Source organism: Mesorhizobium sp. B2-3-4 (genome assembly GCF_006442315.1).
Lineage (GTDB): Bacteria > Pseudomonadota > Alphaproteobacteria > Rhizobiales > Rhizobiaceae > Mesorhizobium.
On sequence record NZ_VFVY01000002.1, the window covers coordinates 157,919 to 180,446 of the forward strand.

The following is a 22,528-nucleotide window of genomic DNA, read 5'->3' on the forward strand; positions in this document are numbered from 1 at the left end:
CGATAAAGGTCTCGCGCCGTGACAGATCGGAGCGCAATGTCCCTGGTCAAACCGAACCGGCGGCGCTTCACCGATGTCGAGGGGTTGGCCGCCATGGTTGACCGGGGTGACTCCCTTGGCGTCGGCGGCCACCATTTCGCCCGGCTGCCGATCGCCTTGCTGCGCGCCATAGCGCAATCAGATGTCAGGGATTTGCACTACGTCTGCTGGGCCGGCGGCTTGCCGCTGGAATTGCTGCTCGAAGCAAACGCGGTCGCGGAAATCGACCTTTGCTTTTCCAGCCTCGACATTTTCGGCCTGCCGCCGAGGTTCCGCGCCGCCGCCGAGACCGGCGCAATCCCGGTTCGCGACTGGACGGCATTGGCCATGATCCAGGCGTTGCGGGCGGCACAGCAGAACCTGCCGTCGATGCCGTTCCAACTGCCGCTGGGATCGGACATGCTTGCGCGCGTCCCGGGGGCCGGCGCCATGCCTGATCCGGTGAGCGGAGCTGCCACCGGTTTCATCCCGCCGCTGCGGCTCGACACGTTCGTCGTCCACGCACAGCGCGCCGATGAGAGCGGCAATGTGCAGATCATCGGACCGCGCGCCCTGGACTTCGCCATGGCCGGTGCTGCGCGCAAAGTGCTGGTCACGGTCGAGGAAATCGTCCCGGTCGGGGCGCTGCGGCGGGACGGCCGCCAGAGCATCCTGACCCGCAATCAGGTCTCAGCCATAGCGCTGGCGCCGGGCGGTGCGTATCCGGCGTCCTGCCTGCCATTCTACGTCACGGGCTATCAGGCATTGTCGAAGGCTCTCGGCGACCGGGACACGTCGTTGACGGACAGTCTTCGCCTCCCTTCGGACGGCGTGCCGGAACTGTCTCAAGGAGCCGCGAAAGTTGCCGTTGAAACGGTCCTCGCCATGCCCGCGCTCACGCATGGCGGGAAGCAGGCCTCCGTCGATGAGATCATCTCCGCCCGCATTGCCGCCGAACTCGACAATGGGAGCTTCGCCAGTGCCGGTGCGGTCTCGCCGCTCGCCAACGTCGCCTACCGGCTGGCCAAGGCGACGCATGCGCCGGACATGATCATCGCAACGATGAGTTGCGGCCATCTCGACATCGCGCCGAACCCGATGATCCTGTCGCTGATCGAAAGCCTGGATTGCGAGACGGCGGTGGCGCATGCCGGCGGCGATGACACCTAGTCGGCCTACTACCAGGCCGGTGCCGTGACCCATGAGATCGTCGGCGCCGCGCAGGTCGACCGGCGCGGCCGCGTCAACACCATCGCGCTGCGCAAGCCGAGCGGCGGCTCGATCCGGTTGCCGGGGCAGGGCGGCATGGCCGATGTCGCAAACATGCATCGAGACTATTTGCTTTACGTCCCCCGCCATTCGATCCAGTCGTTGGTCGACGAGGTCGAGATTGTCAGTTCGGCGCGTGGATTGCTGACGCCGGCCGAACGCGAGCCGATGGGCTATCGCACCGGCAAGGCGCTGGTCTTCACCGATCTCTGCGTCTTCCGGCTCGACGAGGGGACGAGGGAGTTGGCCGTCATCGAAACCATGCCCGGCGTCACGCGCCAGCAGATCCGCGATGCCACCGGATTTGCCGTGACCTTCGATGCCGATTGCCGCGAGGTCTCGTTGCCGTCCAGCGATACGCTCGCGGTCCTGCGCGATCGCATCGATCCACTTGGCCTGCGCCGCCTGGAATTCGTCAGCGCCAAGGAGCGCGGCGCGCTCATCGCCGAGATACTCGAGGCCGACCGCGCGGTGGTCGAGCGCTGCGTTGCCGCGCAGGGATTGCCGATCGCAAGCTGAGGAGCGTTCATGAACAAGCCATTGCTCGACATGTCGGCCGCGCGCGTCTTCTTCGACGGCATCTTCACCAGCCCGCGTGTCGCCCATCCCGAGGGCGTGGCCGTCCACCACGATGGCTCGATCTGGTGCGGCACCGAAACCGGTGACCTCTTGCGGCTGGCCGCCGATGGCGGCTCGGTCCAGCGTATGGGCGGCACGGATGGGTTTCTGCTCGGCATCGCTTTCGACAGCGCGGGCAACTGCTTTGCCTGTGATCTGAAACATGCCGCGATCTTCCGCTGGGACGCTGTGACAGGTCGCATGGAGCGCTTCGCGTCGTCAGGCATACGCGTGCCGAACTATCCGATCGTCGATGAAGCCAGGGGCTGGCTCTATGTGTCGGACAGCGTTGGTGAAGACAATCGTTCGGGCATCTTCCGCTACGATCTCGGAACCGGCGAGGGTGACCCCTGGTGCCGGGACACCATGTCCTTCGCCAACGGCATGGCCATGGCGCCGGATGGCGACGGCCTCTATGTCGTCGAAAGCGACGCCCCCTGCATCAGCCATGTGCCGATCCTTGCCGACGGTACGGCAGGTCCTCGAAAAATAGTCATCAAAGGCGTGCGCAATGTACCCGATGGCCTCGCCTTCGCGTCTGACGGTTCGCTGTTCATCTCGTGCTACGAGCCAAGCCGCATCTATCGCTGGCATCAGGACAGAGGCCTTGAAATGCTGATCGAGGATCCGGCGGCGACCACGCTGGCGCACCCGACCAACATCGCCTTCAAGGGCGACAAGCTCTACACCGCGAACCTTGGCCGCTGGCACATCACCGAGATCGATCTGGCGGGGCTCCCGGACGTGCGGGGCTAACCATGACTGCCTCGGCGGTTGGTCAATAGTTTCATCGAGCTGGCATGCAGGTTTTCCAGACGGGTCGTGTAGTGCTCGTCCACGCACTTCACGTGGCACGCGGGCCAGTCATCGAGGCAAGGTCGCGCTCACGAAAAGGATGACCCTTTGACGATCTTCCCTTTCACCGAAGCAAGCCCGGTTCAATTTCAGGCGCCGTTGCCAAAAACGTCGGACGTGGTGGTTGTCGGCGGTGGCATCATCGGCGTGACCACGGCGCTGTTCCTGGCCCGGCGCAAGATATCCGTGACTTTGCTGGAAAAGGGACGTGTCGCCGCGGAACAATCCTCGCGCAACTGGGGCTGGATCCGGCAGCAGGGGCGCGATGCCGACGAACTGCCCATCGTCATCGAGGCACAGCGTCTCTGGCGCCAACTGGCCGAAGAGTGCGGCGAGGACATCGGCCTGACGCAGACCGGCGTGACCTATCTTGCGCGCACCGACAAGGAAATGGCTGATTTCGCCAAGTTCCTGAAGATCGCGAAGGCGCATGACGTCGACACGCGTCTTCTCGACCAGGGCGAGACCGCGAGGCTGATCCCCGCCATGTCCCGTGCCTTCAAGGGCGCCATGACCACGCCGTCGGACATGCGTGCCGAGCCCTGGGTCGCGGTGCCGGCGCTTGCCCGCCTTGCCGCGCGTGCGGGTGTCACCATCGTCGAAAACTGCGCGGCACGCATGCTCGATATCTCGGCAGGGCGCGTCAGCGGGGTCTGGACCGAAAAAGGCCGCATCGCCACGTCGAACGTGCTTGTCGCCAGCGGCGCCTGGACGTCGCTTTTCCTGCGTGCCCATGGCGTCTCGATTCCGCAACTCAGCGTCCGCACGACCGTCGCGGCGACCGCGCCGATGCCGGAAATCCATGCGGGCGCCGCCGCCGACGAACACATCGCCTTCCGGCGCAGAAAGGACGGTGGATACACGCTTGCCGCGGGAGGCAGCCACCTTCTCTATGTCGGGCCGGATGCATTGCGTCACGCGCCGAAATATCTGCCCGCCCTGAAGGCAAACCCTTTCGGCACACGCTACCGCCCGGTGGCGCCCTGCGCCTATCCGGACGCCTGGTCCACTCCGCGCAAATGGGATGCCGACAAAGAGAGTCCATTCGAAAGGATGCGCGTTCTCAATCCTGCCCCCGAGGCCAAGGCCCTGCGCGCCATCGACCGTGAGTTCAAGGGGCTTTTCCGGCAATTCGCGGCGGTGCCGCTTAGGGCGACCTGGGCCGGCATGATCGATGCGATGCCGGATGTCGTGCCTGTGGTCGATCGCGCCGCCGCGATTCCGGGCCTCGTCATCGCGACTGGGATGAGCGGCCACGGCTTTGGCATTGGCCCGGGCATGGGCCGCGTCCTGGCCGATCTGATCCAGGGCAACGGGACCGGGCACAATCTGCACAGGTTCCGCCAGTCCCGTTTCAGCGATGGCAGCCCGATCCAGCTGGGACCATCGCTTTAGACAGGATACTAGCGCCGGTCGGGACGACATGTCCGGTCTGGCCATGCCCTAGTGCAGGTGCCTGAGCTTGTCGGGATTGCGCACGACATAGATGGCCGCGATCCTGCCGTCCTCGATGTCGAGCGCGGTGGTCTGGAATTCACCGTCGGCCTCCAGCGTGACGAAGCCAGGCAAACCGTTGATGAAACCGACGCGGATGAGCTTCGAGCCATGCGTGCGCAACCGGGCCGCCACCTGCTCATATTGCTTCATGACCGCATCGAAGCCCAGCGCCGGCTCGGTGGCCGCGGGCCGCTTGCCGCCGCCATCGGCATGCGCGCTGACATCGGCGCTCAGCATGGCGCCAAGCGCTTTCATGTCGCCGCTGCGCGAGGCTGCGAAGAAGGCTTCGGCAAGCTCGAGGCCATGCCGCCTTTCGACCGTGAAACGAGGTCGCGCCTCACGGACATGGCCGCGCGCCCGGGCCGCGAGCTGGCGGCAAGCCGCCGGGTCGCGCTCGATTGCCGCCGCGACTTCTTCAAATCCCAGACCGAACACGTCGTGCAGCAGGAAGGCCGCCCGTTCGAGCGGAGACAGCCGTTCCAGCACCAGCATCAGGGGCAAGGTGACGTCTTCCACCTCGTCCTCCTCGACGATCGGGTCCGGAAGCCAGGGACCGACATAGGTCTCGCGTTTGCGGCGTGCGGATTTGAGCTGGTCGAGGCAAAGCCGCGTCACTGTACGGCGCAGGAATGCTTCGGGTTCGCGCACCGCGCCGCGATCGGCCTTCATCCAGCGGATGAAGGCCTCCTGCACGGCGTCCTCGGCGTCCGAGACCGAACCAAGCATGCGGTAGGCGACGCGCATCAGCTTCGGACGCAGCGGGCCGAAGACCGCTGCGTCATCCTCCGCTGTGGAACCGGCCATCAAGCCGCGGCCACCCGGGCGGCCTTTACGGCGGCCGGGTCGGCATAGAGCCCGAAACCGACGGCGATGCGGTTCCAGCCGTTGATGATGTTGATCGTCAAGGTGAGCTTGATCTGCTCCTCCTCCGTGAAGTGCGCCTTCAGCTCTTCATAAGCGCTGGCGCGGCCGGTGTCTTCGCAGAGCCGGGTCAAGGCCTCGGTCCAGGCCAGCGCGGCGCGTTCACGGGCGCTGTAGCATGGTGCTTCGCGCCAGGCCGGCAGCAGATAGATGCGCTGCTCGGTTTCACCGTTCTCGCGCGCCTCGGTGGCGTGGAGGTTGATGCAGTTGGCGCAGCCGTTGATTTGCGAGGCACGCAGCTTCACCAGTTCGTTCAGGCTATGCTCGAGGCTTGCTGCGGCGGCGAGTTCGATCGAGGAGCGCTGCCAGCTCTTCATCAGCGAAGGGGCGGCGGCGAAAAGGTCGATTTTTGCGGTCATGTCTGGCTTCCTTCTGTTGGTGCCGACCACATGACGAGTGAGGGCTTGCCTGATGTGACATGCAAGCCGGATTTATTTCTACGCGGACGGGCTAGTCCGGGTTCGCCTGGCCCGAATTGAACTTGCGCCGGGCGTTTTCCAGATGTTGCCGCATTGCCTGGCCGGCAGCTTCGGGATCGCGCCGCTCGATGGCTTCGTACACGGCTTTGTGGCCGGCGAAGCTGATGCGGTTTTCGAGCTCGGTGTTGGCCATGTGGATGCGCTGGTTGATCAGCCACTCCACCAGCGCTTCGTGCGCGGCGAGGAAAATCGGATTGCCGGGAATGGCCGTCAGCACGCGGTGAAACGCGACGTCGGTGACGGCAAAGGCGCGGGCCCTTGCGATGGCGCGTTCGTTTTCGGCAAGTGCGGCCGCAAGCGCGTCGATCTGCTCACGGCTCGCCGTCTCGGCGGCATGGCGCGCGATCGAGACTTCGAGGAACAGGCGCAACTGCTCGAAATGGCCGATGCCGTCGGGCTGGTCCATCAAGAGATGCGCGGTGCCCGTCAACTGCTCCAGCATGTTCTTCGGTGTCGGCCGTGTCACCCTTGGCCGCTCACCGCTGTTGATGCGCACCAGCCCCATCTTTTCCAGCGCGAACAGCGCCTCGCGCACCGAGGGGCGGCCGACATCGAACATCGACATCAGCTCGCGCTCGGACGGCAGCGACGCGCCGACCGGGTAGACCTCGTCGCGGATCATCGCCTCCAGGCGGAGGCGGACTTCGTCGGACAATTTTTTTCGAACCGGCATATTGTGCATGGTCTACCTTTTAAGCTATTAGACCAGTCGCCGCAAGCGAGGACTTGCGCAACCAAGGGATGGAAGAGGCCGCCGCTTGCCGAGGAGCACCGGTGGTTCAAGGGCGAGAAGCCTGGATCAGGCCGCCTGAAAAGAGGGCGTGCCGCCCCCAGTCTCGGCCCGGCCGGCAACGGAACGCCGATGCGACAAACGCAAGGGAGGAGAAGTCCATGAGACGACTGTTGATGAGCCTTGTGCCGGTGCTGGCGCTGATGTTCGCGGCCGGTGTCGCCAGGGCGGCGGATGGTGGCACGTTCCGCTCCGCCATGCGCACTGGCTGCATCGAGATGGGTACGCTGCACACCACTTGCGGCCATCGGCTCGACGAGACGGTGCTGCAGGGCCTCGTCCACATCAAGTGGACGGGCGATGGCGTGCAGCCGATGCTGGCCGAGAGCTGGAAGACCAGCGACGGCGGCAAGACTTACGTCTTCAATCTGCGCCATGGCGTCAAATGGCATGACGGCCAGCCCTTTACCGCCAAGGACGTCGTGTTCAGCCTCAATCTCTACGCCAATCCCAAGGTCGGCTCGCCCTGGGCGCAGAAGCTTTCCGCCGTGGCCGGATACAAGGCTTTCCAGGACGGCTCAGCCACGTCGCTGGCCGGGGTCAAGGCGCTCGATGACAACACTGTTCAGATCGAACTCGACAGCGCCAAGCCGCTCTGGGTCGAGTTGCAGCTCATCGCCATCTCGATTTTTCCCGAGCACATTCTGGGCAAGGTCGCGCCCGCCGACATCAAGGGCAATGCCTTTTGGGTCAACCGCGTCGGCACCGGCCCGTTCGTGTGGAAGAAATATGAGAGCGACCAGTATGTCGAGGTCGACCGCAATCCCGACTATTTCCTAGGCGCGCCGAAGCTCGACCGCATCATCTACCAGATCTACAAGGATGTGCCGCCGATCATCGCCGCGCTCGAGACGCAGGAGGTCGACGCCATGTCCTATGAGGGCGGCGGCGTGCCGATATCCGAGCTCCCACGTCTTCAGAAGCTCGACTACCTGACCGTGCTGCCGAAATTCTCCGCCGGCCTGCCGACCTACCTGCAGTTCAATCTGGAGAACAAGCGCTTTGCCGATGTGAGCGTGCGCCAGGCCATGCTCTACGCCATCGACCGCAAGGCCATCATCGAGACCGTCAAGCAGGGCGCCGGCGAACTCTTGAACACGCTGTTCCCGCAGGATTGGGCGCGCGCCAAGGACTTGGAACCCTACGACTACAATCCCGACAAGGCCAAGCAACTGCTCACCGACGCCGGCTGGGATGCGAGCCAGCCGGTCGATTTCATCTACTACTACTCCGACCAGATGAACGTCGACACCGTCACCGCCATCCAGAGCTATCTGGCCGCCGTCGGCGTCAACATCCAGCCGCGCCTGCTCGATCCGGCCGCGATCAACCAGATCTATGCCGACGGCAGCTTCCAGATGGGCTTCTTCGCGCAAGGCATGGGGCTCGATCCCTCTCTCGGGTCGCCGCTTGTCGTGTGCGGCGCCAAGCCGCTCGCCATGGGCTATTGCAACCCCAAGGTCGACGAACTCTTCAACAAGGGGCTCGAATCCAACGACCGCGCCACGCGCGCCGCCAGCTACCAGGAGGCCTCGCGCATCCTCAACCAGGATCTGCCCAAGGCCTGGCTGTGGAACGAGGTGCGTCCGCTTGCTTTCAACAATCGCATCGTCGGCCTCGCGCAGCACTTCAAGGAACAGCCACTCGTGATCTTCAACCACCCCGTCTACAACGAGGTCGAGAAGTGGGAGGTGGCGAAATAGCCGCGGATACCCTTGCCGGTCGCGGGGCTCTGACCGAGCCTCACGATCCGTTGTCTCAGAGCCGCCTTCAACCATAGGAGAGGCCCGTGCTCAGCTATCTCCTGCGCAAATTGCTGCTCAGCATCCCGGTGCTGTTCGGCGTCACGGTGATCGTCTTCGCCATCGCGCACGCCATGCCGGGCGACGCGGTGCTGGCGATGATCACGGCGGAGGCGCCGTCGAGCGAGGCACTGATCGCCATGCGGCGCGGCGAACTCGGCCTCGATCAGCCGGTCTACATCCAGTACCTCAACTGGATCGGCCAGATCCTGCACGGCAATCTCGGCCGTTCCTTCGTCAATGGCCGCAGCGTCGGCGACATCATCGTCGAGCGGTTGCCGATGACGCTGGAGCTGATGGGCGTCGCATTGCTCGTCGCTTTCGTCGTCGGCACCACCCTCGGCGTCATCTCGGCGCTGAAGCAATACAAGCTCACCGACTATTCGCTGACGCTTGCCGGCTTTGTCGGCGTCTCGATCCCGGACTTCTTCATGGGCCTGTTGCTCGTCTACGTCTTTGCGCTGGAGCTGCGCTGGCTGCCGTCGTCGGGCATCTCCACGGCTGGCGAGGGCTTCTCGCTCCTCGACAATCTCAGGCACCTGATCCTGCCGGCGGCCGCACTTTCCCTGTTCCGCGCCGCGATCTTCATGCGCTACGCCCGCGCCGGCATGCTCGAAGTACTGAACCAGAGCTATATGCGCACCGCCAAGGCCAAGGGGCTGAAGCCGCGCACCATCACGCTGCGCCACGGCCTGCGCAATGCGCTGATCCCGCTGGTCACCGTCTTTGGCCTCGCTCTGCCGACCTTGTTCGGCGGCTCTGTGGTGATCGAGACCATTTTTCAGTGGCCGGGCATCGGCCTGATGTTCATCGATTCCGTCGTCAACCGGGATAGTCCCGTCATCATGGGCTATGTGCTGATCACCGCCATCATCGTCATGCTGGCCAATCTCGCCACCGATCTTGCCTACAGCGTGCTCGACCCACGGGTGAGCTATGGCTGAGGCCACCACTGCCGACATGACTGTCGCTGCCGGCGCCTCGCGCGGCTTGTGGGGCGAGGCCGCGCTCCGCTTCCTCAACCACCGCCTGGCGACGCTCGGCCTGATCATGCTCGCCGTCATCGTAACGGCCTGCGTCTTGGCGCCATTGATTGCGCATTACGGCCCCAACGAGATCGATCTCAGGGGCCGCAACCAGCCGCCCGGCGGCATGCACTGGCTGGGCACCGACGGCACCGGCCGCGACATCTTCGCCCGTATCCTCTATGGCGGCCGCATCTCGCTGACGGTCGGCTTCGTCGCCGTGGCGATCTCGGCCGCGATCGGCATCTTCATCGGCTGCGTCGCCGGCTATTTCGGCGGCAAGGTCGACCTGTTGCTGATGGGCCTGATCGACATGGTGCTGACCTTCCCGAGGCTGGTCATCATCATCGCTTTCGTCGCCGTCGTCGGGCCGAGCATCTTCAACACCATGGTGGTCATCGGATTGCTGAGCTGGCCGTCGATCGCGCGGCTGACGCGCGGCGAGATACTGGCCTTGCGCAACCAGGAATTCATCCTCGCCGCGCGCTCGCTCGGCACCTCGCCCTCGGTCATCATCCTGGAACACATCCTGCCCAATGTGCTGAGCCCGATCCTGGTGGCGATCACGCTGGACGTGGCGACCGTCATCCTGCTCGAGGCGTCGCTCTCCTTCCTCGGCCTCGGCGCCCAGGCGCCGGCGGCAAGCTGGGGCAACATGCTGCGCGATGCGCGCACGCTGTCGATCCTGGAAAGCCAGCCCTGGATGTGGATCCCGCCCGGCGCCATGATCGCGATGGCCGTGCTCAGCATCAATTTCGTCGGCGACGGCCTGCGCGATGCGCTCGATCCGCAGCACATCATGGGTGGCAAATGATGAGCGCCGATATCGCTGCCGCGGACAGGACCGCGAAAGGGACGGGACAGCAGGCGGTGCTTTCCCTGCAAGGGCTGAGCGTCGAGTTCGGCCCCGTCGGCAATTCCGTCTATGCCGTCAACGATGTGTCCTTCGAGCTTGCCGAGGGCGAGTCGCTGGCGATCGTCGGCGAGAGCGGCTCCGGCAAGTCGGTCACCGTGCAGACGTTGATGGGCCTGATCCGCAAGCCGCCCGGCCGCGTCACATCAGGCCGCGCGCTGTTTCGTGGCCGCGATCTCCTGGCCATGCCCGACAGCGAGCTGCGCCAGATACGCGGCCGCGACATCGCCATGATCTTCCAGGATCCAATGTCGTCGCTGAACCCGGTGTTGACCATCGGCCTGCAATTGACCGAGGCGTTGCGCGAGCACCAGGGGCTGGGCGAGGCAGAGGCCGAACGCCAGGCGCTCGACATGCTGGCGCTGGTCGGCATCGCCAACGCGCCGCAGCGCATGCGCGCGTTTCCGCACCAGTTCTCGGGTGGTCAGTTGCAGCGTATCGGCATCGCCATGGCGCTGGTCTGCAAGCCATCGATCCTGATCGCCGACGAGCCGACGACCGCGCTCGATGTCACCATCCAGGCGCAGATCGTCGAGCTTGTCGTGCGCCTGCAGAAGCAGCTCGGCATGGCGATCATCTGGATCAGCCACGACCTCAGCCTCGTCGCCGGCTTCGTCGATCGCGTCGCGGTCATGTATGCCGGCTCGATCGTCGAAACCGCGCCGGTCGACGACCTGTTCTCGGCGACCAGGCACCCCTACACGATCGGCTTGCTGAACTCGATCCCGTCGCTGACGGATGGCAACACCAGGCTGGTGCCGATCAGGGGCGCGCCACCCAATGTCACGCTGGCCCCGACTTTCTGCGCCTTTGCGCCGCGCTGCGACTACGCCGAGGCACGCTGCCGCGAGGCAAAGCCGCGGCTGGAGGCCGTTGGGGCCGGCCATGCCGCCGCATGCTGGCGCTGGCGGGAAGTGAAAGAGGTGGGGCGCGTTGGCGCAGCCGCTGCGCAAAGGCACGCAGTGGCAGCGCCGAGGCAGGAACCGCTGCTCACCGTCTCCGAACTCAAAGTGCATTTTCCGATCCGGCGCGGCGTCTTGCGAAGGCAGGTCGGCGCTGTCCATGCCGTCGACGGCGTGAGCTTCGAGGTGCTGCGCGGGGAGACGCTCGCCCTGGTCGGCGAAAGCGGCTGCGGCAAGTCGACGACTGGCCGTGCGGTGCTCGGCCTCGAGCGCCCCAGCGCCGGCAGCATCGTGTTCGAGGGTCGGGATTATGCGGGCGCGACAGGCGGGGATCTGACGCGGCGCCGGCGTGACATGCAGATGGTGTTCCAGAATCCGTTCGGCTCGCTCAACCCGCGCATGACCGTCGGCCGCATCATCGGCGAGGGATTGCGCGCGCAGAAAATCGGCACGCGCGCCTCACGCGATATCAGGGTCAGCGAACTGCTGGCGCTGGTCGGCCTCAGGGAAGCGCTGCGCAACCGGTATCCGTTCGAACTCTCAGGTGGCCAGCGCCAGCGTGTCGGCATCGCCCGCGCGCTTGCCGCCAATCCGAAATTCATCATCGCCGACGAGCCGATCTCGGCGCTCGACGTCTCCATCCAGGCGCAGATCGTCAATCTGCTCGACGATCTCAAGGCGCGCCTCGGCCTGACCTATCTGTTCGTCGGCCACGACCTGTCGATGATCCGCTATCTCAGCGACCGCGTCGCGGTGATGTATCTCGGCCGCATCGTCGAGATCGGCACAACGCAAGCGGTCTTCGGCGCACCGCTGCATCCCTATACCCGCGCGTTGCTGTCGGCGATCCCGGTACCGGATCCGAAGGCGGGCGGCACGCGCCGCCGCATCGTGCTCGGCGGCACCGTGCCTGATCCGTCGAGGCCGCCGCCCGGCTGCCATTTTCATCCGCGCTGTCCCCTGGCGACGGACATCTGCACCAGGGTGGATCCGCAGGCCCGCGACTTCGGCTCAGCCGTCACCGGCCAGCATCTCGCCGCCTGCCACCACGCCGGCCAAGCCACACCATGACACATCTGGAAAACCGAGGATCCCCATGACCAAGCAATTGGCGGGCATGTATGCCGCCCTGATGACCGGACTGAGCGACGCCGGTGAATTCGATGCGCAGCGCCAGCGCAACATCAACGACTATGTGCTGCGCCAGGGACTGGCCGGGCTCTATGTCGGCGGCTCGAGCGGCGAGTCCGGCCTGCTGACGGTGGATGAACTGCTCGCCCAGCAGGACGTGGTCTTTTCCGGCGCGGCGGCGAGCGGCGTCAACCTCATCGCCCATGTCGGCATGCCCAACCTGCGCGACTCCATCCGCTTGGCGCGGCAAGCGCAGAAGCTCGGTTATCACGCGCTGTCGGCGCTGCCGCCGCATTCCTATCCGTTCTCCGACGAGGAAGTCTTCGGCTACTACCAGGCGCTGGCGGCGGCGACGGACCTGCCGCTGATCGTCTACGAGATACCCTTGCGCACCGGCCGGCCGCTGCCGCTCGGCCTGCTGGTCCGGCTGCTCGATCTCAAGACCGTAGTCGGCATCAAGTTCACCTCCACCGACCTGTTCAAATACGCGTTGCTGCGCAAGCGGCAGCCGCAAAAGCTCTTCTACTACGGCTTTGACGAAATCTATGCCGCCGCCGGGATGCTCGGCAGCGAGGGCGGCATCGGCACCACCTACAATCTGCTCGGCAGGCTTTACGTGACGATCGACCAGGCGGTCCGCGCCGGCGACCTGGCACGGGCAAAAGCGCTGCAACTCGTGTCGCAGGATTTCGTCGAGGCGCTGCTGGAGACGGGTGTGCTGCCGGGGATGAAGGCGGCGTTCCGCGTCATCGGCGTCGATTGCGGTCCGACACGCGCGCCGATGACGCTGGCGGTTGCCGATGCCGAGGATCGCATGCGCGCCGTTCTCGAAACGCCGGCGATCAAGGAGTGGCTGGCGTGAGCCGCGGCGTCCTCACCACATCATGAACGAAGCGACGTCCGCATCCGACACCTTGCCGGCATTCACGTCGGCAATGGCCTGATCGATGATCGCGATGCCCTCCGCCACTTCGCCCTCGGTCAAGGTCAGCGGCGGCATGAATTCCAGCACGTTGGCCTTCAGCCCGACATAGGAGAACGCCGCGCCCAGCTCGTAGCCGCGATAGATGATCTTGGCGGTCGTCGTGGCCGCGACCGGCTCGCGCGTCGCGCGGTCCTTGACGAGGTCGACGCCGATCGCCAGCCCGCGCCCGCGCACATCGCCGATGATCTCGTACTTTTCGCCGAGCGCCCGCAGCGCGTCGGAAAAGAGTTTGCCGATCCGTGCCGAGCGTTGGACCAGGCCTTCGCTCTCGATCGTCTTCAGCACCGCATTGCCGGCCGATGCCGCCACCGGGTTGCCGGCGGTCGTCTGCAGGGCGAAGGCAGGCGCATGATCCATGATGTCCTTCGGGCCGACCACGGCCGACAGCGGCAGCCCGCCGCCAATGCCCTTGCCGAACACGACGAGGTCCGGCGTCAGCCCCTCATGCTGGAAACAGTGCATCATGCCGCTGCGGGCAAGCCCGACCTTGACCTCGTCGACGACGATCTTGATGCCGTGTTTGCGGCAGCGCTCCTGCAGCGCTTTCAGGAACCCCGCCGGCGGCACGATCAGCCCGCCATCCGACATCAGCGGCTCGATGAACACGGCCGCGACCTGATGCGGCGGGCAGGTAGTTTCGAACTGGTAGTCGAGCAGGGCCAGCACGTCCTCGCCACTGAAAGCCGGCCGGAACGGATCGGGATAGGGCAGCAGCACCACGCCCGGGCGCGGCAGCGTGTGGGTCATCGCGGTGTGGCCGCTGATGCCCATCGAGCCCGAAAGGTTGCCGTGATAGGAACCGATGAAGGAGATGAAGCGGGAGCGGCCAGTGGCCGCTTGCAGCACGCGCACCGCGCAATCATTGGCGTCCGAGCCGGAATGACCGAACCAGACGCGACGCTCGCCGTCTCCCGGCGTGATCGCCAGCAGCCGCTCCGCCAGCGAGACGGCGGGTTCGTTGGGATAGAGCAGCAGGCTGGCGCCCGCCATGTCACGGATCGAGGCTTCAACCGCCTCGACGATGGCCGGATGGCCGTAACCAAGCACCGCCGGTCCGGCCGATCCCGACAGGTCGAGCAACGAACGGCCGCCTTCCTCGAACAACCGGTTGCCCTTGCCGCCGATCACGCTGAGCGGCGAGAAGCGCAGCTTGCCGATCTGTGCGATCGACGCCGCGTCCCGCTCGCGCAGGCTGAGATTGCTCACGAAACCGTCTCCGCTTCATGCGCGGGGAGCGCGGCCGCCAGCCGGTCTGCCCACTCCTCGATGCCGGACCGTGTTGCCAGGAGGTCCTGCCTTATCTCGACAAGGACGGCGGGGATGCCGCGGTCATCGCCATGGATGGGCACCGCGTAGTCGGCGTCGCGGCTGATCACATAGGGCACGTTGGCCGCGACATTGAGTGTGGCGTCGGTGCGCAGGCCCGAAAGGATTTTCGCGGCGAGGTCGGCCGCATGGTCATGCAACACACCCGCATGCCATGGCCTGGCGACGCCGAGAAAGACCGGCGTGAAGGAATGGATGGTCACGATCCGCGTCGGCCAGCCCTCGACCGTCCGGCGGTCGAGATGTCCGGCCACCCGTTCATGGAACGGCGAAAACATGATCTCGGCGCGCCGGGTCCGTTCCGCCGTGTCGATACCGGTATTGCCCGGAATGTCGGTGTCCTCCGAGAGCACGGGAATGCTGCCCGCGCTGCCCAATGGCCGGTTGAGGTCGATCAGCAGCCGGGAATAGCCGCTGAGGAAGGCCGGAGCATCGAGCCGCACCGACAACAGGCGCGTCACCTCCGCGGCCCCGATGTCCCAGGCGATGTGACGTTGCAGATGGGCCGCATCCAGCCCGAGCCGGCCATATTCCGCCGGCATGTGGTTGGATGCGTGCTCGCACAGCAGGACAATATCCGAGCGGCCGTGCTCGTTGAGGACTTCGACGGCGTCGGGCCAATCTTTTTGAGGCAGCAAGTCTCTTTCGCTCCGCACGGTCATCAATAGAGCGTCCGGTAAAGATCGCAGATAGCGGCCGGATCAAGGCCGGCGAGGCGGTCGGCTTCATGCCGCTTCAGCCCGACGAAGGTCTCGATGAATACAGGCGCGAACCATCCGGTCACTGTCTTGTCGGCGAGAAGCGCATCCAGCGCCGCCGGCAAGGTCTCGGGCAGCCGCACCAGGCCGAGCTTTGCCCGCTCCGCCTCACTCATCAGCGTCGGGTCGCCGGTCACCAGCGGCGGCGAGGGCAGATCCGCCTTGAGCCCTTCAAGCCCGGCACGGATGATCGCCGCCAGCGACAGATAGGGATTGCCGGTGGCGTCGGCGGCCCGGTATTCGACATTGTACTGCCGGGCCGGATCGCGCCCGCCGATCGTCACCGTCGGACAGATGCGCAAGGACGCCTCGCGATCCCGGTCGGCGAGCCAGGTGTAGGACGAACTCCAGCTGTGCGGTTTCAGCCGGTAGAAGGACGACACGCTCGACGCCGTCATGGCGGTGATCGCCGGCAGGTGGCGCAGCACGCCAGCGCAGAAGGCGCCGGCCTTGGCGGAAAGGCCGCCGGGCCGCGCCGCATCGTAGGTCACCGGTTTGCCGTCCTGATCGACGAAGCTGAAATGGATGTGCACGCCGTTGCCGACGGCATCGGGAGCGATCTTGGGCGCGAAGCTCGCGCGCCAGCCGGCATTGCGCGCCACTTCGCGCGTAACCTCGCGGATGGCGACGGCACGGTCGGCTGCGGCAAGCGCATCGGCCGGCTCGTGCGTCACCTCGAATTGCTCGCTGCCGAATTCGGCGATGACCACTTCGGGGCCGACACCCGCCTCTTCGAGTGCCGCCATCAGATTGGGGGCGAACGGGTCGGTGCGGCGCAGCGCGGCGAAGGACATTGAATGCGCCGGCGCGAAGCTGCCATCGGCAATGTGAAACTCATGCTCGAAGGCGGCGATGACCGAAAGGCCGGTTGCGGCCTTCAGCTCCGCCAGCGCGTCCTTCAGCATCGTGCGCGTGCAGCCGAGCCAGGGACTGCCGTCGAGTTCGACAATATCGCCGGCAACCATGTCGAAAGGCGTTGCCGTTCCGGTTCTCTCCGTGCGGAAGCGCGCCTTGAGATCGGGGATAAGCCTGAGGTCGCCGGACGAGCCCCAGGGGTTGGGGTCGACGATGGAGTTGAACGGCGTCATAGACAGATTGGCCTGAAGCCAGCCGACACCTGTCGCGGCGGTTTTCTGCAGTCTGCTTTCGACAACGAAGCGTCCGCGCGTAATCGCGGAAAGATCGGTTGTGACAACCGCGACGAGGGGTTCGACAGCGGATGTCATGCCGGTTTTCCCAGGGCGTTAAAGCGGTCGACGATGGTGTCGGTATCGGCGACCCAGCAATAGCCGCCGAAGGCCTTGAGCGCGAGGTCATGGCGTTCCTGGGTGATGCTGGCGCAGGCATCGGACACGCAGGTGACCAGGTAACCGCGGTCCGCGCCGTCGCGCACCGACATGTCGACGCACTGGTCTGTCAACACGCCGACCACCACGAGGTAACGGATGCCGAGGTTCTTCAGGAGATAGTCGACATTGGTCGAGTTGAAGAGACCGGACGACGTCTTTGGCAGCATGATCTCATCGCCGACAGGCGCCAGCGACGGCACGGGAAGACCTTCCGGGAGGCTCGGCGGGACATGGATTGGCGTCAGCTTGTGGTCGAGCGAACGATCTCGGCCATCTTCCGTCAGGCTCTGGATGATGGTGTGCAGCACCTCCACCCCGTTGGCGCGCGCCGCCGCAAGCAACCGCTCCTGGTTCGGGATCGTCTGCGACGATGTCTGACGATAGAAATAATGGTCCGGGCCACGCTCCGGATGCGAGGGATCGGCGCCCGGTTCCAGCCAGATGCGCTGCATGTCGACCAGCAGCAGTGCCGTCTCGCCGGCGCGGAAGGCTTCGTCTCGCTTGGGTAGGGCCTGCTTGGGCGGGGATTGGGTCATGCTTTGTGGTCCTGCTTTGCTGATTTGGGTCCAGGTGTCTTGCGTGGTCCAGCTGTCTTTCTCGGCCCGGGCGTCTGGCGCCCGCCATCCTCTTGCGGGTCGCTGTCGAGCGTCACCGCATTGGCGTGGCGGACGGTCTCGATCCTCTCGATGCGGGCTCGTGCCTCGTCGCCCAGCGTCGAAACAATGTGGGCGGTCAGCGCCTCCATCTGTGCGATGGCCGGCGCCAGCGTGTCGTAGGGCGAGGCGACTTCGAGCGGACTGACGATGGTTACTTCGGCGAGGTCAGATATCGGCGACAGCCATTGGTCGGTGAAGAGCAGAATGCGCACGTCGAGTGCCGCGGCCTGTCTTGCATAGGCCATCACGTCAAGCTGATAGCGGCGATAGTCGAAGACGACGAGCACGTCGCGGCGGCCGAGATCGGCTAGCGTGTCGAATGCCTGGGGTGAGAGCACGCCGAGATCGCGGACTCCGGTGCGGAACTGCACCAGATATCCGGCCAGCATACCGGCGATGTGGCGGCTGAATCGCCCGCCGACCAGCACGATCTCGCCCTTGGCCTCCATCAGCAGGCGCGCGGCCCGCTCGTAGGTCTGGACCGGTGTCGCGGCGGTTGCCTTCTGCAGGGCCGCCGTGACGGAATCGAGATAGGCCAGCACCGCGCTGTCGCTGGAGCTGGTTTGCCGCTTGGTCTCCATCATCAACAGCGGCGAATGCAGCCTGGCTTCGACCTCGGCCAGCAGCTTTGCCTGGAAATCCGGAAACCCTTCATAGCCTAGCTTGACCACCAGCCGGACCACGGTCGGATCGCTGACGCCGGCGCGCCGGGCAAGCGACGAAGCGGTGCCGAGGCCGGAGGTCGGATAGTCGGTCAACAGCAGCCGGACGATCTTCTCTTCCGACGGCGTCAGCGCCAGATCCCCGCGCATCAGAACATCGCGTATCGCCATTGGCCTCCCCGAAAAGCGTGTTGGGCTCTTAGCCTCGTTGTGTTGAGTTTATTACAGGGATTTTAATTCCGGTCAACAATGAAGAGATGTTGACATTACTGGAAGAGTGGCCTTAGCTTGTCCGAAAGCAGCCAAGAGACTGTGGGGAACAGCCATGCGCAATGGAAACGACGTCATCGTCGTCGGTGCCGGTATCGTCGGATCGAGCACTGCCTATCATCTGGCCAAAGCCGGTGTGAACGTCACGCTGATCGAGCAGACCCATCCCGCCGGCGGTCCGTCCGGCAAATCGTCGGCGCTGCTGCATGCTTTCTACCTGATGCCGGAACTGTCGCAGCTTTCGATCCGGGGCCGGGAGATATTGGTGTCGTTGCCCGAGATCGCCGGAGAGGGCTCTTTCGTGACCGAAATCGGCATGATGTGGGTCTGCGGCAAGGACAATGAGCCGGGCTGGAAAGCGGCGGCCGAACGCATCCGCGGCGAAGGCGCGCGCATCGAGACATTGTCGCCGCAGGCTTTCGCCGATGCGGCACCGGGCTTTGCGCTGGACGATGTCGCGCTGGCGCTTTGGGAGCCTGAATATGGCTATGCCGATGCCTTCGGCGCCACCAACGCCCTTGCCCGTGCCGCCCGGGCCAATGGTGCCAAGATCTTGCAGAACACGCTTGTCGAGGCTCTGCTGAGGAAGGGAGACCGTATCACCGGTGTCGCCCTGACCGATGGGACGGTGCTGGAAGCCGATACGGTCGTGCTGGCCGCCGGGCCGTGGACGCGCCGCTTGCTGGCGACGGTCGGTCTCGACCTGCCGCTGCATGTCGAGCGCCATCCGATGGCTGTGCTCAATGCCGCCGGCAAGGCCCGGCATGTCATGCCTTTTGCCTGGTGCGACGACATTTCCTGCAACTACGCGCGGCCCGACAATGACGGTGTCATCCTGGCCGGCACCTGGGCCGGCGGCGGCACCGGGCTGCGCCACGAGCATGCCGGCCGTCCACGTCTGGTCGAGAATCCCGACACCTACATGGAAGGCGTCGAGGAGTCCGAATCGGTCGAAATCCTCGAGACCTTCGCCACCCGCGTGCCCGCCATGACCGAACTCGGCATTCGGCCCGGTTATGCCGGGCTCTACGACATGAGCCCCGACGACCTGCCCGTCATCGGACGGATGCCCGGTGTCGAGGGGCTGGTCGTCTCGGCAGGATCCTCCGGCCATGGTTTCAAGACCGGACCCGCCGTCGGCGAGGCAATTGCCAGACTTGTCAGCGAGGGCGCCCAGCCGATCCTGGCGCCGTTTTCGCCCGACCGCTTCAAGGCCGCGTGATGGCTTCCGTTGCGATGAGCGAGAGCAAGTCAGGCCGTTTCATGCCGGCGGCATTCCGCAATGCGACGGCCGACGCCTTGTGCATGGTGGCGGTGCTGTTGCTGGTGGCGCTTGCCGCCTTCTTCTTCGGCGGCGTCGCCATGCAGCGCGTCGTCACTTATGCCGCGATCATGCTGACGGCGGTGCTTGGCCTGCAGATATTCTCAGGCAACAGCGGCATCGTCTCCTTCGGCCAGGCTGCCTTTGTCGGCCTCGGCGCCTATGCAACCGGCATTCTCACCATGCCGACCGCGCTGCAGCGCACGGCATTGCGTGATCTGCCGCAGTTTCTCGCCGGGCATGAACTCTCCTTCTTCGCCGCGCTCGCCGTGGTGCTGGTCCTGGCTGTCGTCATAGGGCTGCTGACCGGCACGCCTCTGCTGCGGCTCACAGGATCGAGCGCCTCCATCGCCACGCTTGCCATGCTGATCATCGTCTACACGCTGCTCGTAGCCGGGCGCGAAATCACCCGCGGCAGCCAGCCTTTCTACGGCGTGCCGCGCGAGGTCGGCCTGTGGACAGCCGCCGCCGTCGCCTCGGTGGCCCTGGTGGCGGCACGGCTGTTTCGCGAAACCTCTTTCGGTCTCGCCAGCCGCGCCGCGGCCAATGACGAGCGCGGTGCCGCCGCCGTCGGCGTCGATCAACGCACGGCGCGGCTGGCTGCCTGGGTGGCGGGAGTGGTCGCCGCGATGGCCGCCGGCGCCATGATGGCGCAGTTTCTCGGGGCTTTCTCGCCGCGCGATTTCTATTTCGACCTCGGCTTCACCATGCTCGCCATGCTGATCGTCGGCGGCATGACGTCTTCGCTGGGCGCCTTCGCCGGCGTCGTCGTCACCATCGTGGTGATCGAGATCGTGCGCCGCTTCGAAGGCGGCGGCGAGGTGCTTGGCCTGCATCTGCCGGTGCTGTTCGGCCTGACCCAGGGCGTGCTCGCCATCGCCATGATCCTCGTCATCTGGCGGCGACCGACCGGTCTCTTCGGCGAGCGCGAACTCAATCTCCTGCGCCGTTCCGGACGCAAGCCGGACATGGCTTCGGCCGCGCCGCCGCAGCAGGTTGGCGGGGACAAGCTGGTGGCCGACCGTCTGTCGCGCCGCTATGCCGGCGTTGTCGCCGTCGACAACGTCAGCTTGAGCTTCGAGACCGACAGCATATCAGGCATCATCGGTCCCAATGGCGCCGGCAAGACGACGCTGCTCAACATGCTGGCCGGTGATATCAAGCCGAGCGCCGGCACGGTATCGGTGGGTGGCACGGTGCGTGAGGCCTCGGCCTTCCGCTTTGCCCGGTCGGGCATTGCCCGCACCTTCCAGAATATCCGCGTTTTCCCGAGCATGACCGTGCTGGAGAATGTCGTCGTCGCCGCCCGCCAGGTCGAACCCGATCTCGGCCGCGCCGAGGCCGCGGCGATGCGCGAGCTGTCCCGCATGGGCCTGGACAAGTTTGCCGATCAGCCGGCCGCAAGGCTTGCCTATGGGCAGCGTCGACGGTTGGAGGTGGCGCGCGCCTTGGCGCTGAAACCGCGCTTCCTGCTGCTCGACGAACCGGCGGCCGGCATGAATGCCGTCGAAACCGCCGAGCTGGTTTCGATCCTCTCGGCGGTGCGTGCCGAGCGCCGCATCGGCGTGGTGCTGATCGAGCACGACATGCGGCTGGTGATGAATCTGTGCGAGCGCATCGTCGTCATCGACCATGGCCGCGTCATCGCCGACGGCACGCCCGCCGATGTCCAGAACAATCCCGCCGTCATCGCCGCCTATCTCGGCAGCCGCACGGCACGCGCCACGACGGCGCACGCGACAGCTGAAAACCAGACCGCATAGAACCGCCACCGCCAACGATAACAAATCCAGAAGGAGAACCGACATGCCAAGCCTTTATCGCCTCCGCCGCGCCGCCTTGTGCGCGGCCGTGTCCGGCGCCACCATCGCCGTCGTTTCGACAGCGTCCGCCGAGGAGATCATCATCGGCGCCGCGACCGCGCAGACCGGCGTGTTGGCGCCCTATGACCAGCCGGCGCTTGCCGGCCTGCGCATGGCGCTCGACGAACTCAATGCTAAGGGCGGGCTCGGCGGCAAATACACCGTCAAGCTGATGATCAAGGATACGCGCTCCGACACCGCGCAGACCGCCACCGTCGCTCAGGAGCTGATCGACGCCGGCGCCAAGATCATGATCACGCCTTGCGACGCCGATCCCTCGATTTCCGCCGGCCAGCTCACCCAGCCGCTCGGCATCCCGACGCTCACCCTGTGCGGCTCGGCGCCCGTGCTCACCGGTGCCGTCGGCGACGTCATGTTCGGCACCTATCCGGCCGACAACGTGCAGGCGACGGCCGTGGCCGATTTCGCCGTGTCCGAAGGCAAGAAGAAGGTCTTCCTGCTGACCTCGCCCGACACCACCTACACCGCCAACCTGCCGGAATATTTCGGCAAGGTGTTCGAGAAGAAGGGTGGCGCCGTTGTCGGGCGCGGCACCTTCACCATGGGCCAGCCGGACTTCTCCGCCGAGATCACCAACATCAAGGGTCTGGCCGACAAGCCGGACCTGATCATGACGGCGGCCTACGAGCCTGATTTCCCTGCCTTCATCCAGCAATTGCGCGGCGCCGGCGTCACCATCCCGGTCTACGGCGCCGATGCCATCGGCACGCCGACCATTAAGGCTCTCGGCAAGCTGGTCGATGGCGTCGTCTACACGGCGGCCGGCTATGCCGAGCCCGGCAGCAAGCTGGAAGCCTTCAACGCCGCCTTCACCAAATATGCCGGCCATGCACCGGAATCGACCTATGAGGTCAACGGTTACGAGATCGGCCTGATCCTCGACCAGGCGGTCAAGACCGCCGGCACCGACGATCCCAAGGCAGTCCGCGACGCCATCGCCAACCTCAAGGATTTCGAAGGCATCACCGGCAAGATCACCTATGCCGGCACCAATCGCATGCCGCTCAGGCCCGTGGCGCTAATGCGTTACGATGGTGGCGAAGGCAAGCATGTCGAGACGCTGATCCCAGACGCAGCCGACGTCCCGGCGCCGTGATC

The 22,528-nt window shown here is 65.4% G+C and carries 20 protein-coding genes; 12 read left to right on the top strand and 8 right to left on the bottom strand.

What is annotated here, in order from left to right; all coding sequences use genetic code 11:
- Positions 1–36: 36 nt before the first annotated feature.
- The 4 genes from FJ967_RS04435 to FJ967_RS04445 all read left to right on the top strand — a co-directional run bounded on the left by FJ967_RS04435 (position 37) and on the right by FJ967_RS04445 (position 4,155).
- Positions 37–1,188, top strand: coding sequence for a CoA-transferase (locus FJ967_RS04435; RefSeq protein WP_246675167.1), 1,152 nt, complete (start codon positions 37–39; stop codon positions 1,186–1,188).
- A 24-nt stretch (positions 1,189–1,212) separates the two neighbouring features.
- The gene (locus tag FJ967_RS33650; protein WP_246675168.1) at positions 1,213–1,806 is read left to right on the top strand and encodes a CoA-transferase; all 594 of its coding nucleotides are present in this window, start codon (positions 1,213–1,215) and stop codon (positions 1,804–1,806) included.
- A 9-nt stretch (positions 1,807–1,815) separates the two neighbouring features.
- The gene (locus FJ967_RS04440) at positions 1,816–2,661 is read left to right on the top strand and encodes an SMP-30/gluconolactonase/LRE family protein (protein ID WP_140730485.1); all 846 of its coding nucleotides are present in this window, start codon (positions 1,816–1,818) and stop codon (positions 2,659–2,661) included.
- Positions 2,662–2,808: 147 nt separating this feature from the next.
- Positions 2,809–4,155 (top strand): FAD-binding oxidoreductase, encoded by a 1,347-nt coding sequence (locus FJ967_RS04445; RefSeq protein ID WP_140730486.1) that lies wholly within the window; start codon positions 2,809–2,811, stop codon positions 4,153–4,155.
- Positions 4,156–4,203: 48 nt separating this feature from the next.
- On the opposite strand, the gene FJ967_RS04450 is transcribed toward FJ967_RS04445, so the two are convergent.
- From FJ967_RS04450 to nanR, 3 genes are all read right to left on the bottom strand, one after another.
- Complete coding sequence (locus FJ967_RS04450) at positions 4,204–5,061, bottom strand: sigma-70 family RNA polymerase sigma factor (RefSeq protein WP_140730487.1); 858 nt, start codon at positions 5,059–5,061, stop codon at positions 4,204–4,206.
- Entirely contained in the window at positions 5,061–5,537 is a 477-nt protein-coding gene (locus tag FJ967_RS04455) for a carboxymuconolactone decarboxylase family protein (RefSeq protein WP_140730488.1), read from the bottom strand. The genes FJ967_RS04450 and FJ967_RS04455 overlap by 1 nt, the downstream gene beginning before the upstream one ends.
- Before the next feature lie 91 nt (positions 5,538–5,628).
- Positions 5,629–6,339, bottom strand: a complete 711-nt coding sequence (gene nanR, locus FJ967_RS04460; protein WP_140730489.1) for a transcriptional regulator NanR — start codon at positions 6,337–6,339, stop codon at positions 5,629–5,631.
- 209 nt (positions 6,340–6,548) lie between these two features.
- Between nanR and FJ967_RS04465 the strand changes: the two genes are divergently transcribed.
- The 5 genes from FJ967_RS04465 to FJ967_RS04485 all read left to right on the top strand — a co-directional run bounded on the left by FJ967_RS04465 (position 6,549) and on the right by FJ967_RS04485 (position 13,082).
- Positions 6,549–8,150, top strand: a complete 1,602-nt coding sequence (locus tag FJ967_RS04465; RefSeq protein WP_181175667.1) for an ABC transporter substrate-binding protein — start codon at positions 6,549–6,551, stop codon at positions 8,148–8,150.
- Between the two features lie 86 nt (positions 8,151–8,236).
- Positions 8,237–9,193, top strand: a complete 957-nt coding sequence (locus FJ967_RS04470; RefSeq protein WP_140730491.1) for an ABC transporter permease — start codon at positions 8,237–8,239, stop codon at positions 9,191–9,193.
- Entirely contained in the window at positions 9,186–10,088 is a 903-nt protein-coding gene (gene opp4C, locus FJ967_RS04475; RefSeq protein WP_246675170.1) for an oligopeptide ABC transporter permease, read from the top strand. The genes FJ967_RS04470 and opp4C overlap by 8 nt, the downstream gene beginning before the upstream one ends.
- Positions 10,088–12,160, top strand: a complete 2,073-nt coding sequence (locus FJ967_RS04480) for a dipeptide ABC transporter ATP-binding protein (protein ID WP_140730492.1) — start codon at positions 10,088–10,090, stop codon at positions 12,158–12,160. The genes opp4C and FJ967_RS04480 overlap by 1 nt, the downstream gene beginning before the upstream one ends.
- 25 nt (positions 12,161–12,185) lie before the next feature.
- Entirely contained in the window at positions 12,186–13,082 is an 897-nt protein-coding gene (locus FJ967_RS04485; protein ID WP_181175668.1) for a dihydrodipicolinate synthase family protein, read from the top strand.
- Positions 13,083–13,094: 12 nt separating this feature from the next.
- Here the strand turns inward: FJ967_RS04485 and FJ967_RS04490 are convergent, their stop codons facing one another.
- Genes FJ967_RS04490 through FJ967_RS04510 form a run of 5 tightly spaced genes read right to left on the bottom strand, consistent with a single transcriptional unit; the run spans position 13,095 to position 18,127 of the window.
- Positions 13,095–14,411 (bottom strand): aspartate aminotransferase family protein, encoded by a 1,317-nt coding sequence (locus FJ967_RS04490; protein WP_140730493.1) that lies wholly within the window; start codon positions 14,409–14,411, stop codon positions 13,095–13,097.
- The gene (locus tag FJ967_RS04495) at positions 14,408–15,193 is read right to left on the bottom strand and encodes an N-formylglutamate amidohydrolase (protein ID WP_140730494.1); all 786 of its coding nucleotides are present in this window, start codon (positions 15,191–15,193) and stop codon (positions 14,408–14,410) included. The genes FJ967_RS04490 and FJ967_RS04495 overlap by 4 nt, the downstream gene beginning before the upstream one ends.
- Entirely contained in the window at positions 15,193–16,515 is a 1,323-nt protein-coding gene (locus FJ967_RS04500) for a glutamine synthetase (RefSeq protein WP_140730495.1), read from the bottom strand. The genes FJ967_RS04495 and FJ967_RS04500 overlap by 1 nt, the downstream gene beginning before the upstream one ends.
- Complete coding sequence (locus FJ967_RS04505; protein ID WP_140730496.1) at positions 16,512–17,174, bottom strand: isochorismatase family cysteine hydrolase; 663 nt, start codon at positions 17,172–17,174, stop codon at positions 16,512–16,514. Before FJ967_RS04505 ends, FJ967_RS04500 begins: the two co-directional genes overlap by 4 nt.
- The gene (locus FJ967_RS04510; protein ID WP_140730497.1) at positions 17,171–18,127 is read right to left on the bottom strand and encodes a MurR/RpiR family transcriptional regulator; all 957 of its coding nucleotides are present in this window, start codon (positions 18,125–18,127) and stop codon (positions 17,171–17,173) included. Before FJ967_RS04510 ends, FJ967_RS04505 begins: the two co-directional genes overlap by 4 nt.
- A 154-nt stretch (positions 18,128–18,281) precedes the next feature.
- Between FJ967_RS04510 and FJ967_RS04515 the strand changes: the two genes are divergently transcribed.
- Genes FJ967_RS04515 through FJ967_RS04525 form a run of 3 tightly spaced genes read left to right on the top strand, consistent with a single transcriptional unit; the run spans position 18,282 to position 22,526 of the window.
- Positions 18,282–19,448 (top strand): FAD-binding oxidoreductase, encoded by a 1,167-nt coding sequence (locus FJ967_RS04515; RefSeq protein ID WP_140730498.1) that lies wholly within the window; start codon positions 18,282–18,284, stop codon positions 19,446–19,448.
- Positions 19,448–21,310, top strand: a complete 1,863-nt coding sequence (locus FJ967_RS04520; protein WP_140730499.1) for a branched-chain amino acid ABC transporter ATP-binding protein/permease — start codon at positions 19,448–19,450, stop codon at positions 21,308–21,310. The genes FJ967_RS04515 and FJ967_RS04520 overlap by 1 nt, the downstream gene beginning before the upstream one ends.
- A gap of 43 nt (positions 21,311–21,353) precedes the next feature.
- Entirely contained in the window at positions 21,354–22,526 is a 1,173-nt protein-coding gene (locus FJ967_RS04525; protein ID WP_140730500.1) for an ABC transporter substrate-binding protein, read from the top strand.
- The last annotated feature ends 2 nt before the right edge of the window (positions 22,527–22,528 follow it).

Bases quoted from the DNA above. Each gene is read 5' to 3' on its own strand.
- FJ967_RS04435 (WP_246675167.1), top strand. From the start codon at position 37: ATGTCCCTGGTCAAACCGAACCGGCGGCGCTTCACCGATGTCGAGGGG.
- FJ967_RS04440 (WP_140730485.1), top strand. From the start codon at position 1,816: ATGAACAAGCCATTGCTCGACATGTCGGCCGCGCGCGTCTTCTTCGAC.
- FJ967_RS04450 (WP_140730487.1), bottom strand. From the start codon at position 5,061: ATGGCCGGTTCCACAGCGGAGGATGACGCAGCGGTCTTCGGCCCGCTG.
- FJ967_RS04455 (WP_140730488.1), bottom strand. From the start codon at position 5,537: ATGACCGCAAAAATCGACCTTTTCGCCGCCGCCCCTTCGCTGATGAAG.
- nanR (WP_140730489.1), bottom strand. From the start codon at position 6,339: ATGCACAATATGCCGGTTCGAAAAAAATTGTCCGACGAAGTCCGCCTC.
- FJ967_RS04465 (WP_181175667.1), top strand. From the start codon at position 6,549: ATGAGACGACTGTTGATGAGCCTTGTGCCGGTGCTGGCGCTGATGTTC.
- opp4C (WP_246675170.1), top strand. From the start codon at position 9,186: ATGGCTGAGGCCACCACTGCCGACATGACTGTCGCTGCCGGCGCCTCG.
- FJ967_RS04480 (WP_140730492.1), top strand. From the start codon at position 10,088: ATGAGCGCCGATATCGCTGCCGCGGACAGGACCGCGAAAGGGACGGGA.
- FJ967_RS04485 (WP_181175668.1), top strand. From the start codon at position 12,186: ATGACCAAGCAATTGGCGGGCATGTATGCCGCCCTGATGACCGGACTG.
- FJ967_RS04495 (WP_140730494.1), bottom strand. From the start codon at position 15,193: ATGACCGTGCGGAGCGAAAGAGACTTGCTGCCTCAAAAAGATTGGCCC.
- FJ967_RS04500 (WP_140730495.1), bottom strand. From the start codon at position 16,515: ATGACATCCGCTGTCGAACCCCTCGTCGCGGTTGTCACAACCGATCTT.
- FJ967_RS04505 (WP_140730496.1), bottom strand. From the start codon at position 17,174: ATGACCCAATCCCCGCCCAAGCAGGCCCTACCCAAGCGAGACGAAGCC.
- FJ967_RS04510 (WP_140730497.1), bottom strand. From the start codon at position 18,127: ATGGCGATACGCGATGTTCTGATGCGCGGGGATCTGGCGCTGACGCCG.
- FJ967_RS04515 (WP_140730498.1), top strand. From the start codon at position 18,282: ATGCGCAATGGAAACGACGTCATCGTCGTCGGTGCCGGTATCGTCGGA.
- FJ967_RS04520 (WP_140730499.1), top strand. From the start codon at position 19,448: ATGGCTTCCGTTGCGATGAGCGAGAGCAAGTCAGGCCGTTTCATGCCG.
- FJ967_RS04525 (WP_140730500.1), top strand. From the start codon at position 21,354: ATGCCAAGCCTTTATCGCCTCCGCCGCGCCGCCTTGTGCGCGGCCGTG.